The 15022-nt window shown below is 78.2% G+C and carries 1 protein-coding gene; it reads right to left on the minus strand.

Annotated features, from left to right (window positions below; all coding sequences use genetic code 11):
* Window positions 1–4: 4 nt before the first annotated feature.
* Complete coding sequence (locus HDA31_RS19380; RefSeq protein WP_178064095.1) at window positions 5–14995, minus strand: type I polyketide synthase; 14991 nt, start codon at window positions 14993–14995, stop codon at window positions 5–7.
* Window positions 14996–15022: the final 27 nt, after the last annotated feature.

Consider the following 15022-nt stretch of genomic DNA (forward strand, 5'->3'; position numbering starts at 1 on the left):
TGACTCAGGAAAGCCCGAGGTCCCGGTCGACAAGATCGAAAAGCTCCTGGTTGCTGGCGATGCGCAGCCGGTCGGCCACCTCGGCGGCCTCGTCGGGCCGCTCCCCGGCGCCCCGGTCGGCCGCGCCGAGGCGTTCCAGCAGCCGGTGCAGCCGCATGGTGACCCGGACCCGGCCCAGGTCGTCGGTGTCGCGCCGGACGAGGGCGGCCTCCAGCTCGTCGAGTTCCTCGACGGTCGGCAGCGCCTGCACGGACGCCTCGCTGACCAGTTCGCCGCGCAGGTGCTCGGCGAGGGCCTGCGGGGTGGGGTAGTCGAACACCACCGAGCTGGCCGGGCTGAGGCCGGTCTGCTTCGCGAGCCGGCCGCGCAGCTCCACGGCGGTCAGCGAGTCGAAGCCGAGGTCCCGGAACGGCCGGTCGGCCTCCAGGGCGTACGGGCTGTCGTGGCCGATGACCTCGGCGGCGGCGGTGCGGATCAGGTCGACCAGCAGCCGGGTCTGCTCGGCGGCGGTGAGGTCGGCGAGCCGCTTGCGCAGCCCGGTGCGGACCTCGTCGCCGCCGTCGGCGGCCGGGTCGACGCCGGCGTGCTGGGCGGCCACCTCGGGCAGGTCGGCGATCAGGGGCCGGGGCCGGGCGGAGGCGAAGACGGGGGCGAAGCGGGCCCAGTCGACGTCGGCGACGGTGAGCACCGTGCCGTCGCCGGTGATCGCGGCGCGCAGGGCGGCCATCGCGGGTTCCCGGTCGAGCAGGGACACCCCGCGCCGGCTCATCGCGACGGCGTGCTCGTCGCTGACCATGCCGCCGCCGGCCCACGGTCCCCAATTGACGGAGACGACCCGGGCCCGGCCGGCGGGCCGGGACTGCGCCCACGCGTCGAGGAAGGCGTTGCCGGCGGCGTACGCGCCGTGGTCGCCGACGCCCCACGCGGCGGCGATGGACGAGAAGTAGACGACCAGCTCCAGGTCGTCGGGGTCGAGGAACTCGTCGAGGTGGCGGGCGCCGGCGGTCTTGCCGGCGACGACGTCGGCGAGCTCGTCGGTGCCGACGACGCCGACCGGGTTGAGCCGGCCGACGCCGGCGGCGTGCACGACGGCGCGCACGGTCTCGCCGTCGCGGCGCAGGCCGGCGACGAGGGCGGCGACGGCGTCGCGGTCGGCCAGGTCGCAGGCCACGGCGCGGGCGTGCGCGCCGAGGTCGGCCAGCTCGGCGAGGGTGGCGGCGACGCCGGGGGCGTCGGGGCCGCGCCGGCTGACCAGGATGAGCCGGCGCGCGCCGTGCCGGGCCAGCCAGGCGGCGGCGTACGAGCCGATCGCGCCGGTGCCGCCGGTGATCAGCACGGTGTCCGGCGGCTGCCAGGCGGGGGCGTCGGGCCGCTCGGCGCGGGCGGCGCGGGCGAGGCGGCGCAGGTGGGTGCCGAGGGGGCGCACGGCGAGCTGGTCCTCGGCGTCGGTGTTGGTCAGCGCCCGCAGCAGGTGGTCCCCGGCGGCCGGGTCCAGCTCGGCGGGCAGGTCGAGCAGGCCGCCCCAGTGGGCGGGGTGTTCCAGGGCGGTGACCAGGCCGAGGCCCCAGGTGGTCGCCTGGGCGGGGTGGGCGATGGGGTCGCCGAGGCCGGTGCTGATGGCCTGCCGGGTGAGCAGCCACAGCGGCCCGGCGGGGGCGGCGTCGGTGACGGCCTGGACGAGGGCGAGGTTGCCGGTGAGCCCGGCGGGCACGGCCGGGTGGCCGGGGTGGGGCCGCTCGTCGAGGGCCAGCAGCGACACGGTACGGGTGGCCGCGCCGGCCGCCGGGGCGAGCAGCGCGGCGAGTTCGGCGCGGGTGACCGTGGCGGGGTCGACGGCGAGGGTCCGCACGCTGCCGCCGTGCGCGGCGAGCAGCGCGCCGATCCGGTCGGCGGCGTCGGCGGCCGACTCGGGGAGGCCGACGCCCTGCTCGGCGGCGGGCGACGCGGCGGCACCGGGCTGGCCGGCGGGGACGACCAGGAGCCACTCGCCCGTGGCGGGGCCGGCGGTGAGGCGGCGCTGCGGCCAGGTGATGCGGTAGCGCCAGCCGTCGACGAGCGCGTCGGTCTGCCGCTGCCGGTGCCAGTGGGCGAGGGTGGGCAGCTGGTCGCGCAGCGGCCGGTCCGGGTCGACGCCGAAGCGGGTGGCGAGGGCGTCGCCGTCGGCGTCGGCCACGGCCTGCCAGAACGCCTCGTCGGCGGGGCCGGCGGCGGGGGCGGCCGGCTCGGCGGTGCGCAGCACGTCGCCGTCGCCGACGGGCCAGAACCGCTGGTGCCGGAAGGCGTACGTGGGCGGGGTGACCGGGTCGGCGGCGGGCAGCAGCGCCGCCCAGTCGACCCGCACGCCGTGGCAGTGCAGCCGGGCCAGCGCGCCGAGCAGCGCCTCGGCCTCGCCCCGGCCGGGTCGCTGGACGCCGGTGACGAGGGTGCGGCCGGCGTCGGGCAGCGCGTCGGCGGCCAGCGCGGTGAGCACCGTGTCGGGGCCGACCTCCAGCAGCGTGGCGACGCCGAGGGAGTGCAGGTGCTCGACGGTGTCGGCGAACCGGACGGCGTCGCGCACGTGCCGCACCCAGTAGTCGGGGGTGCAGATCAGCTCCGGGTCGGCGACCCGGCCGGTCAGGTTCGACACGAGCGGCACGGCGGGCGGGGCGTAGTCGAGGCCGGCGGCGACGGCGGCGAACTCGGCGAGCATCGGCTCCATCAGCGGGCTGTGGAAGGCGTGGCTGACGGTGAGCCGCTTGGTGCGTACGCCGAGGGCGGTGAAGTGGTCGGCCAGGTCGGTGAGGGCGTCGCCGGCGCCGGAGACGACCACGGCGGCCGGGCCGTTGACGGCGGCGACGGCAACCCGCCCGGCGTACGGGGCCAGGGTCGCGGCGACGTCGGCCTCGGGCGCGGCGACGGCGAGCATCCCGCCGCCGGCCGGGAGGGCCTGCATGAGCCGGCCCCGGTTGCCGACGAGCGCGCAGGCGTCGGGGAGGCTGAGCACCCCGGCGACGTGGGCGGCGGTGATCTCGCCGACGGAGTGCCCGGCGACGAGGTCGGGGACGACGCCCCAGCCGGCGAGGAGCCGGTGCAGGGCCACCTCGACGGCGAACAGGCCGGCCTGGGTGAACACGGTCTGGTGGATCAGGTCGGCCTCGGCGCTGCCGTCGGCGGCGAACAGCACCTCCTTGAGCGGCCGGGGCAGGTGCGCGTCGAGGTGCTGGCAGACCTCGTCGAGGGCCTCGGCGAAGGCGGGGAACGTCCGGTACAGCTCGCGGCCCATGCCGGCGTGCTGCGCGCCCTGGCCGGAGAAGAGGACGGCGAGGGAGCCGCCGGGCTCGGCGACGTCCCGGGTGAGGGCGGGGTGGTGCTGCCCGGCGGCGAGGGCCCGCAGCCCGGCCACGTACGCGTCGCGGTCGGCGGCGAGCAGCACGGCCCGGTGCCGCAGGTGGGAGCGTCCGGTGGCGAGCACCCGGGCGACGGCGGCGGGCTCGACGTCGTCAGCAGGCTCGGCGGCGGCCCAGTCGGCGAGGCGGGCGGCCTGGGCGGCCAGCCCGTCGGCGTCGTCGCCGGAGACCACCCAGGGCAGCAGCGGCGGGGCGGGCGGCTCCGCGTCGCCGGCCGCGGGCGCGGCGTCGGCGGGCGGGGCCTGTTCGAGGATGACGTGGGCGTTGGTGCCGCTGACCCCGAACGCCGACACGGCCGCCCGGCGGGGCCGGTCCACGGCGGGCCACGGGGTCGGCTCGGCGAGCAGCGCGACCGCGCCGGCCGCCCAGTCGACGTGCGGGGTGGGCTCGTCGACGTGCAGGGTCGGCGGCAGCAGGTCGTGCTGGAGCGCCATGACCATCTTGATGACGCCGGACACGCCGGCGGCGGCCTGGGTGTGGCCGATGTTGGACTTGACCGAGCCGAGCAGCAGCGGACGGTCGGCGGGCCGGTCCTGCCCGTACGTCGCCAGCAGCGCCTGCGCCTCGATCGGGTCGCCGAGGCGGGTGCCGGTGCCGTGGCCGTCGACGGCGTCCACGTCGGCGGCGGTGAGCCGCGCGTTGGCCAACGCCTGCTGGATGACCCGCTGCTGGGCGGGGCCGTTGGGGGCGGTGAGCCCGTTGGACGCGCCGTCGGAGTTGGTGGCGGAGCCGCGTACCACGGCGAGGACCCGGCGGCCGTCGCGGCGGGCGTCGGAGAGCCGCTGGAGCAGCAGCAGGCCGGCGCCCTCGCCCCAGCCGGTGCCGTCGGCGGCCCCGGCGAACGACTTGCACCGGCCGTCGGCGGCGAGGCCGCGCTGCCGGGCGAACTCCAGGAACGGGCCGGGGGTGGCCATCACGGTGACGCCGCCGGCGACGGCCGTGTCGCACTCGCCGGCGCGCAGCGACTGCACGGCCAGGTGCAGCGCGACCAGCGACGACGAGCAGGCGGTGTCGACGGAGACGGACGGGCCCTGGAGGCCGAAGGTGTAGGAGAGCCGCCCGGAGACGACGGCCGCCACGTTGCCGGTGGCCTGGTAGCCCTCGGTCTCGGCGCGGGCGGCCATCAGCAGGGTGGCGTAGTCCTGGCCGTTGGTGCCGACGAAGACGCCGGTGTTGCTGTCGCGCAGGTCGGCGGGGGCGATGCCGGCGCGTTCGAACAGCTCCCAGCCGGTCTCCAGCAGCAGCCGCTGCTGCGGGTCCATCACCAGCGCCTCGCGCGGGGAGATGCCGAACAGCGCCGCGTCGAACCCGGCGACGTCGGCGACGAAGCCGCCCTCGCGCACGTACGAGGTGCCGGGGGTGTCGGGGTCGGGGTCGTAGATGGCGTCGAGGTCCCAGCCCCGGTCGGCGGGGAACCCGGCGATGGCGTCGCGGCCGTCGGCGACGAGCCGCCACAGGTCCTCGGGGCTGGCGACGCCGCCGGGGTAGCGGCAGCTCATCGCGACGATGGCGATGGGCTCGTCGAGGGCGGCGGCGGCCCGGGTGGGCGCGGCGGCCTGCTCGGTGACGCCGAGGATGCGGTCGGCCAGCCAGCCGGCGAGCAGCGTCGGGGTGGGCCGGTCGAAGACGAGGGTGGCGGGCAGCCGCAGGCCGACGGCCTCGCCGAGCCGGTTGCGCATCTCCACGGCGCTGAGCGAGTCGAAGCCGATCTCCCGGAACGGCCGGTCCGCGCCGATCGCCTCGGCGGAGGCGTGCCCGAGCACGGCGGCGGCGTGCACCCGCACCAGCTCCAGCAGGGTGCGGCGGCGTTCCGGCTCGGCCAGGCCGGCGAGGCGGCCGCGCAGCGGGGACGCCTCGGCGGGCTCGTCGTCGTCGCGGGTGCGGGCGGCGAGGATCCGGGCCACCTCGGGGATGTCCTCGATCAGCGGCCGGGGGCGGGTCATCGCGAACGTCTGGTGGAACCGGTCCCAGGCGATGTCGGCGACGGTGAGGGTGGTGTCGTCGTCGGCGAGGGCGCGGGCGAGCACGGCCACGGCCAGGTCGGGGCGCATCGGCCGGACCCCGGAGCGGAACATCTGGTCGGCGGCGCCGTCGGTGTCCAGCATGCCGCCGCCGTCCCACGCGCCCCAGGCGACGGCGGTGGCGGCGAGGCCCCGACGGCGGCGGTCCTCGGCGAGGGCGTCGAGGAACGCGTTGCCGGCGGCGTAGCCGCCCTGGAGGCCGCCGCCCCACACGCCCGCGCCGGAGGAGAAGAGCACGAACGCGGACACGTCGCCGCCGAAGACCTCGTCGAGGTTGACCGCCCCGGCGACCTTGGCGTGCAGGCCGTCGGCCAGCTCGGCGACGGCGGTGCCGGCGAGCGGGCCGGCGTGGGCCACCCCGGCGGCGTGGAACACGGCGTCGACGGTGACGCCGTCGGCGGCGAGCCGGTCGACGAGGGCGCGCAGCGAGGCGGCGTCGGCCACGTCGCAGGCCGCCACGGTGACGGCCGCGCCGAGGCCGGTCAGCTCGGCCTCCAGCTCGGCCGCGCCGGCCGCCGCCGGGCCCTGCCGGCTGGTGAGCACCAGGTGCGCCGCGCCCTCGCGGGCCAGCCAGCGGGCCACGTGCGCGCCGAGCGAGCCGAGGCCGCCGGTGACCAGGGCGGTGCCGGCGGGCCGCCAGCCGGGCCGCTGCGGGGCGGGTTCGGCGGCGGCGCGGGCGAGCCGGCGGGCGAACAGGCCGGAGGTGCGCACGGCGACCTGGTCCTCGTGGCCGACGCCGGCCAGGACGGCGGCGAGCCGGCCCCGGGCGCGCCGGTCGAGCTTCGCGGGCAGGTCGACGAGGCCGCCCCACCGGTCGGCGTGTTCCAGGGCGGCGACCCGGCCGAGGCCCCAGACGAGGGCCTGCCGGGGGTGGTCGAGGGGGTCGGCGCGGCCGGTGGAGACCGCGCCGCCGGTGGCGCACCACAGCGGGGCGGTGATCCCGGCGTCGCCGAGGGCCTGCACGAGGGCGAGGGTGCCGGCGAGGCCGGCGGGGACGACGGGCCGCCGCGGGTGGGGGGTCTCGTCGAGGGCGAGCAGCGACAGCACGCCGGTGACGGCGGCGGCGTCGACGGCGGCGAGGCGCGCGGCCAGGGCCGCCCGGTCGGCGTCGGCGACGGCCAGCGGGGTCACGTCCGCCCCGGCCTCGCCGAGGGCCTGCACGACCTGCCCGACGATGGGCTGGCCGGCGTGTTCGGCGGGCGCGACGAGCAGCCAGGTCCCGCCGAGGGTGGCGCTGGCGGCGGCGGTCAGCGGCGTCCACTGCACCCGGTAGCGCCAGGCGTCCACGGTGGACTCGTCGCGGCGGCGCTGCCGCCACGAGGACAGCAGCGGCAGGGCGTCGCCGAGCGCGCGGGCGTCGGCGGTGTCGATGCGCATGGCGGCGGCGAGGGCGTCGGCGTCGGCGCGTTCGACGGCGTCCCAGAACTGCCGGTCGGCGGGGTCGTCGGCGGCGGCGGCCGGTCCGGTGCGCACGGGGGCCTCCGGCCAGTAGCGCTGCCGGTGGAAGGCGTACGTGGGCAGCGGCACGGCCGGGCCGGTGCGCACGCCGCAGACGGCGTTCCAGTCGGCCTCGACGCCGCGCACGTGCAGCTCGGCCAGGGCGGTGAGGATCCGGGCCCAGCCGCCGTCGCCCCGGCGCAGGGTGTTGACCACGGCCGCCTCGTGTTCGGCGGCGTCGATGGTCTCCTGCATGCCGAAGCTGAGCACGGGGTGCGGGCCGACCTCCAGGAAGACCTGGTGGCCGTCGGCGAGCAGGTTGCGTACGGCCTGCTCGAAGTTCACGGTCTCGCGCAGGTTGCGGTACCAGTAGCCGGCGTCGAGGGTGGTGGTGTCGGTCTGCTCGCCGGTGAGCGCGGAGTAGAACGGCAGCTCGGCGGGGCGGGGGGTGATCCCGTCGAGGCTGGCCAGGAGCCGGTCGGCGACCGCCTCGACCTGCGGGGAGTGGGAGGCGTACTCGACGTCGATGGGGCGGGTGCGCACGCCGTCGGCGGCGCAGGCGGCGACGAGGTCGGCGAGGTCGGCGACGTCGCCGGCCACCACGACGGACCCGGGGCCGTTGACCACGGCGACGGAGAGCCGGCCGGCCCACCGCTTGAGCAGGTCGCGGGCCCGGTCGGCGGGCAGGGCCACGGAGACCATGCCGCCCCGGCCGGCGATGTCGACGAGCATCTGGCTGCGCAGGGCGACGATCTTGGCGGCGTCCTCCAGGGTGAGGGCCCCGGCGACGCAGGCCGCGGCGATCTCGCCCTGGGAGTGGCCGACGACGCCGCCGGGGCGGACGCCGAGCGAGCGCCACAGCCGGGCCAGGGAGACCATCACGGCCCACAGGGCGGGCTGCACGACGCCGGAGGCGACCAGCGGCGGGGCCCCCTCGGCCCCGCGCAGCACGCCGGTGAGGGACCAGTCCACCCAGGGGGTGAGGACGGCCTCGCACTCGGCGATGGACGCGGCGAACACCGGGGAGCTGTCGAGCAGGTCGACGGCCATCCCGGGCCACTGGGAGCCGTGGCCGGAGAAGACGAAGACGGGGGCGGTGTTGCGCAGCGCCGCGCCGGTGACGACGCCCGCGACGGTCTCGCCGTCGACCAGGGCGGTGAGGCCCTGGGCCAGTTCGGCCCGGTCCTGGCCGAGCACGACGGCGCGGTGGCCGAACGCCGCCCGGGTGGTGGCGAGGGCGTGGCCGACCTCCGCCGGTTCGACCTCGGGGTGGGCGGCGAGGTGCGCGCGCAGCCGGGCGGCCTGCTCCCGCAGCGCGGCCCGGTCGGCGGCGGAGAGCACGAACGGCACGAGACCGGCGTCGGCGGCGACGCCGGGCCGGGACTCGGCGGCGACGGCCGGCTCGGGGGCCTGTTCGAGGACGACGTGGGCGTTGGTGCCGCTGATGCCGAAGGAGGAGACGGCGGCGCGGCGGGGCCGGTCGACGGCCGGCCACGGGGTCGCCTCCGTGGCCAGGGCCACGGCCCCGGCGGTCCAGTCGATGTGCGGGGACGGCTCGTCGACGTGCAGGGTGGGCGGGACGAGCCCGTGCCGCAGCGCGAGGACCATCTTGATGACCCCGGCGACGCCGGCGGCGGCCTGGGTGTGGCCGATGTTCGACTTGACCGAGCCGAGCAGCAGCGGCCGGTCGGCGGGCCGGTCCTGGCCGTAGGTGGCCAGCAGCGCCTGCGCCTCGATCGGGTCGCCCAGGGTGGTGCCGGTGCCGTGCGCCTCGACGGCGTCCACGTCGGCGGGGGTGAGCCGCGCGTTGGCCAGGGCCTGCCGGATGACGCGCTGCTGCGACGGCCCGTTCGGGGCGGTGAGCCCGTTGGACGCGCCGTCCTGGTTGACGGCCGTGCCGCGCACGATCGCGTGGACGCGCCGGCCGTCGCGCTGCGCGTCGGAGAGCCGCTGCACGAGCAGCACGCCGACGCCCTCGCCCCAGCCGGTGCCGTCGGCGGACGCGGCGAACGACTTGCACCGCCCGTCCTGCGACAGCCCCCGCTGCCGGGAGAACTCGATGAACGTGCCCGGGGTGGCCATCACGGTGACGCCACCGGCCAGGGCCAGGTCGCACTCCCCCGACCGCAGCGCCTGGGCCGCCAGGTGCAGCGCGACCAGCGACGACGAGCACGCCGTGTCGACGGTGACGGCCGGCCCCTCCAGGCCGAACGTGTACGCCACCCGCCCCGACAGCACACTGCCGGAGGTGCCGGTGCCGATGTAGCCCTCCACCTCGGCGGGCAGGTCCATCAGCCGGGAGGCGTAGTCGTGGTACATGACGCCCGCGAAGACGCCGGTGCGGCTGCCGCGCAGCCGGTGCGGGTCCAGGCCGGCGGACTCGAACGCCTCCCACGACGTCTCCAGCAGCAGCCGCTGCTGCGGGTCCATGGCGAGGGCCTCCCGCGGCGAGATGCCGAAGAACCCGGGGTCGAACTCCGCCGCCCCGTAGAGGAAGCCGCCGTGCCGGGTGTAGGAGGTGCCGCTGTTGGCCGGGTCCGGGTCGAACAGGGTGTCGAGGTCCCAGCCCCGGTCGGCGGGGAACTCGCTGATCCCGTCGCCGCCGGTGGCCAGCAGCTCCCACAGCTGGTCCGGGTTGTCCGCGCCGCCGGGGAAGCGGCAGGCCAGGCCGACGATCGCGATCGGGTCGTCGAGGCCGGTGGTGGTGGCCGCCTCGGCGGGGGTGACGGTGGCGGCCCGGTTGCCGGCGAGTTCCGCGTACACCTGGCCGGCGAGGATGCGCGGGGTCGGGTAGTCGAACACCAGCGTGGACGCCAGCCGCAGCCCGGTGGCCGCGTTGACCCGGTTGCGCAGGTCCACCGCCGTCAGCGAGTCGAAACCCAGCTCCCGGAACGCCCGGTCCGCCGGCACGGCGTCCGCGCCGCCGTGCCCGAGGACCTGCGCGACGAGGCCCCGGACGAGGGCGTCGACCTGGTCGCGGGCGTCCTGCGGGTCGAGGCCGGCGATCCGGTCCGCCCAGTTGCCCTGGCCGGCCTGCCGGCGGGCGGTGACCGCGCCGAGCAGCACCCGCAGCAGCGACGGCACCCGGCCGGCGACGACCCGCGCCCGCATGGCCGGCACGTCGAGCACGGCCGGCACGAGGGCGGGCCGACCGGCGGCGAGGGCCGCGTCGAACAGGTCGAGGCCGGTGGCGGCGCTCATCGGCGAGATGCCGGCGCGGGCCGAGCGGGCCCGGTCCGCGTCGCCGACCGTCGCGGCCATCCCGGCGGTGTCCCACATGCCCCAGGCGAGGCTCGCGGCGGGCAGGCCGGCCTGCCGGCGGTACGCGGCGAGGGCGTCCAGGAACGTGTTCGCCGCTGCGTACGCGGCCTGGCCGGGTGAGCCGAGCACCCCGGCGACGGAGGAGTACACGACGAACAGGTCGAGGTCCCGCCCGGCGGTCGCCTCGTGCAGGTGCCACGCGGCGTCGGCCTTCGGGGCGAGCACCCCGGCCAGCCGCTCGGGGCTGATCGCGGTGACCACGCCGTCGTCGAGGACGCCGGCGGTGTGCACGACGCCGGCCAGCCGGCCGGTGACCCCGGCGACGAGGGCGGCCACCCGGTCGGGGTCGGTGACGTCGGCGGCGACCACCTCGACGCGGGCGCCCAGGCCGGTGAGCCGCTCCGCCAGGGCGTCCGCGCCGGGGGCGGCCGGTCCCTGGCGGGACACCAGCAGCAGCGACCGGGCCCCGTACGCGGTGACGAGGTGCTCGGCGACGAGCGCGCCGAGCGCGCCGGTGCCGCCGGTGACCAGGACGGTGCCGTCGCCGAGCGCGGGGGCGGCCGGGGGGTCGGCCGGGGCGGCGGCGCGCACGAGGCGCGGGGTGAGCACGGCGTCGCCGCGCAGCGCCACCTGCCCGCCGGTGCCGGCGGGGTCGTCGGCCACCCCGGCGAGCACCGCCAGGGCTGCGGCGTCGACGTCGGCGGCGGCGGACAGGTCGGCGAGGACGATCCGGTCGGGGTGCTCGGACTGCGCCGAGCGCAGCAGGCCCCACACGGCGGCCCCGGCGAGATCGGTGACCGGGTCGTCGTCGCGGGTGGCCACCGCGCCCCGGGTGAGCACGACCAGCCGGGTGTCGGCCAGCGCGTCGGCGGCCAGCCAGGCCTGGACCACGCCGAGCACGTCGGCCGCGACGGCCCGGACGGCGTCGGGCAGGCCGACGGACGGGGCGGCGGGCAGCTCGGAGCGTTCGGCGGCGTCGGGCAGGCCGGAGCGTTCGGCGTCGGTGGGCAGGCCGGCGGCGGGCAGGCCGGTGGGCCCTGTGCCGGGAGAGGCGGCGGGTGCGGGGAGGACCGGGAGCACGAGGGCACGGGGCAGCGGCTCCCCCGCCTCGTCAGCGGCGGCCAGCACCGCCGCCACGTCCGCGAAGACGGGCAGGTCGAGGGCCCGCACCGCGCCGGGCGGGGTCGCGGCCAGCAGCGCCCAGCCGGCGGGTTCCTCGGCGGGCGACGTCTCCTCGGCCTGCCAGGCGACCTCGAACAGCGAACGGGCGGCGACGCCGGGGGCGGTCAGGCCGGTCATCTCCCGCAGCGCGAGGGAGTCCACCGACACCACGGGGACGCCCGCGCCGTCGGTGGCGACGAGCCGCACCGCCGAGCCGTCGCCGGTCAGCCGCACCCGCAGCGCCGTCGCGCCGGACGCGTGCACCTGCGCGCCGGAGAACGCGAACGGCACCCGGGGGCCGCCGCCCGCGGCGGCGAGCAGCGCCCCGACGGGTTGCAGGGCGGCGTCGAGCAGCGCCGGGTGCACGCCGAACGCGGCGGCGGGCCCGGCCGCCTCCTCGGGCAGGGCGACCTCGGCGTACACCTCGCCGTCGCCGGTCCACAGCCGACGCAGCCCCCGGAACGCGGGCCCGTAGGCCAGGCCGCGCCCGGCGAGGGCGTCGTACCACTGGGCGAGGTCGACCTCGGTGGCCGCGACGGGCGGCCACACGCCGAGGGCGGGCTCGTCGGCGACGGCCGGTTCGAGGACGCCCTCGGCGTGCCGGACCCAGCCGGCCTCCGGGTCCTCCTCGGCCTGGGCGTGCACGGTCACCGCGCGGGCGCCGGTGTCGTCGGCCGCGCCGACGCGCACCTGCACGCGGACGCCGCCGGCCTCGGGCAGGGCCAGCGGGGTGGCGACGGTCAGCTCCCGCACCCGGGACGCGCCGACCTCGTCGCCGGCCCGCACCACCAGCTCGACCAGGGCCGCGCCGGGCAGCACGACGACGCCGGAGACGGCGTGGTCGGCGAGCCAGCCGTGGGTGGCCAGGGACAGCCGGCCGGTGAGCAGCACCATGTCCTCGCCGGCCACGGAGACCGCCGCGCCGAGCAGCGGGTGCCCGGCCGCGCCGAGGCCGACGCCGGTGACGTCGGCGATCCGGCCGACCGGCTCCAGCCAGTACCGCTCGTGCGCGAACGCGTACGTGGGCAGGTCCACCCGGCGCGCGCCGGCCCCGGCGAGCAGGGCGTCCCAGTCGACGGGCAGGCCGTCGGCGTGCAGCCGGGCCAGGGCCTCCAGCAGGGCGCGCGGCTCGGGGCGGTCCTTGCGGGCCAGCGGCACGAGCACGGCGGTCGGGTCGGTGAGGCAGCTCTGCGCCATCGCGGTGAGCACCCCGTTGGGGCCCAGCTCGACGTACGTGCCGACGCCGGCCTCGGCGAGCCGGTCGACGGCGTCGGCGAACCGGACGGCCTCGCGGACGTGCCGCACCCAGTAGTCGGGGCTGCACAGCAGCTCCGGCTCGGCGACCCGGCCGGTCAGGTTCGACACGATCGGCACGGCGGGCGGCCGGAAGGTCAGCCCGGCGGCGACGGCGGCGAACTCGGCGAGCATCGGGTCCATCAGCTCGCTGTGGAACGCGTGGCTGACCCGCAGCCGGTGGATGGGGGTGCCCCGCTCGGCCCAGTGGGCGGCCACCTGCTCGACGGCGGCGGCGTCGCCGGAGACGACCACGGCGGCGGGGCCGTTGACGGCGGCGACGCCGATCCGGCCGGTCACCCCGGCGAGGGACTCGACCACGGACGCCTCGTCGGCGGCGACGGCGAGCATCGCCCCGCCCGCCGGCAGGGCCTGCATGAGCCGGCCCCGGGCGGCGACCAGCGTCGCGGCGTCGGCGAGGGTGAGCACCCCGGCGACGTGCGCGGCGGCCAGCTCGCCGATGGAGTGGCCGACGAGGAGGTCGGGGGCGAGCCCGAACGACCCGGCGAGCCGGAACAGCGCCACCTCGACGGCGAACAGCCCGGCCTGGGTGAACACGGTCTGGTGCAGCAGGTCGGCCTCGGGCGTGCCGGCGTCGGCGAACATGACCTCGCGCAGCGGCCGGGGCAGGTGCTCATCGAGCGCCGCGCACACCTCGTCGAGGGCCTGCGCGAACACGGGGAACGCCCCGGCCAGCTCACGGCCCATGCCGGGGCGCTGCGCGCCCTGCCCGGAGAACAGGAACGCGACCCGGCCCCGGGGCGCGGCGGCGCCGGTGACGACCGGCGCGGCCGGTTCGTCGGCGGCGAGGGCGCGCAGCCCGGCGAGCAGCTCGGCGCGGTCGGCGGCGAGGACGACGGCCCGCCGGGGCAGCCCGGCGCGGCGCAGCGACGACGCGGCGACGTCGACGGGGCGGGCGTCGGGGTCGGCGTCGAGGTGGTCGGCCCAGCGGCGGGCCAGCGCGGCGAGGGACTCGGGGCTGCGGGCCGACAGCAGGACCGGCGACAGCGGCGGGACGACGGCCGGCGCGACCGGGTCGGGCTCCTCGGCGGCGGGGGCCTGTTCAAGGATGACGTGCGCGTTGGTGCCGGAGATGCCGAACGACGACACGGCGGCGCGGCGGGGGCGGTCCACCTGCGGCCAGGGGCGGGGCTCGGTGAGCAGCGACACGGCCCCGGCGGACCAGTCGATGTGCGCAGACGGCGCGTCGACGTGCAGGGTGGCGGGGAGCCGGCCGTGCCGCAGCGCCTGCACCATCTTGATCAGCCCGGCGACGCCGGCGGCGGCCTGGGTGTGGCCGAGGTTGGACTTGACCGAGCCGAGCCACAGCGGCTCCGCCCCGGCCCGGTCCTGCCCGTAGGTGGCCAGCAGCGCCTGCGCCTCGATCGGGTCGCCGAGGGTGGTGCCGGTGCCGTGCGCCTCGACGGCGTCCACGTCGGCGGGGGCGAGCCGGGCGTTGGCCAGGGCCTGCCGGATCACCCGCTCCTGGGAGGGGCCGTTGGGCGTGGTGAGGCCGCTGCTGGCCCCGTCCTGGTTGACGGCGCTGCCCCGGATCACCGCGTAGACGCGGCGGCCGTCGCGCTGGGCGTCGGAGAGCCGCTGGAGCAGCAGCATGCCGACGCCCTCGGCCCAGCCGGTGCCGTCGGCGGCGTCGGCGAACGACTTGCACCGCCCGTCGGGGGCGAGGCCGCGCTGCCGGGAGAACTCGGCGAACACGCCGGGGGTGGACAGCACGGTGACGCCGCCGGCCAGGGCCAGGTCGCAGTCGCGCTGGCGCAGCGCCTGCACGGCGAGGTGCACGGCGACCAGCGACGACGAGCAGGCCGTGTCGACGGTGACGGCAGGCCCTTCGAGCCCGTACGTGTAGGCGACCCGGCCGGAGACGAGGCTGCCGGAGTTGCCGGTGCCGAGGTAGCCCTCGACGCCCTCGGGCAGGTCCAGCACCCGGGAGGCGTAGTCGTGGTACATCACCCCGGCGAAGACGCCGGTGCGGCTGCCGCGCAGCCGCTGCGGGTCCAGGTCGGCGGACTCGAACGCCTCCCACGCGCTCTCCAGCAGCAGCCGCTGCTGCGGGTCCATGGCCAGGGCCTCGCGGGGGCTGATGCCGAAGAAGGCCGGGTCGAACTCGGTGGCGTCGTAGAGAAAGCCGCCCTGGTCGGTGTAGGAGGTGCCCGGGTTGTCCGGGTCGACGTGGAACAGCCGCTCCAGGTCCCAGCCCCGGTCGGTGGGGAAGTCGCCCAGCCCCTCGCGGCCGGCGTCGACGAGGTCCCACAGGTCGTCCGGGCCGCGTACGCCGCCGGGGAACCGGCAGGCCATGCCGACGACGGCCATCGGCTCGCGGTCCTTCGCCTCCACCTCGCGCACCCGCCGCCGCGCCTCGCGCAGGTCGGCCGTGGCGCGCCGGAGGTAGTCGAGGAACTCCGCCTCAGTGGGCATCGGGCCACTCCGTATCGGGATCAGACG

Origin of the sequence: Micromonospora carbonacea (assembly GCF_014205165.1) — a bacterium.
Lineage (GTDB): Bacteria > Actinomycetota > Actinomycetes > Mycobacteriales > Micromonosporaceae > Micromonospora > Micromonospora carbonacea.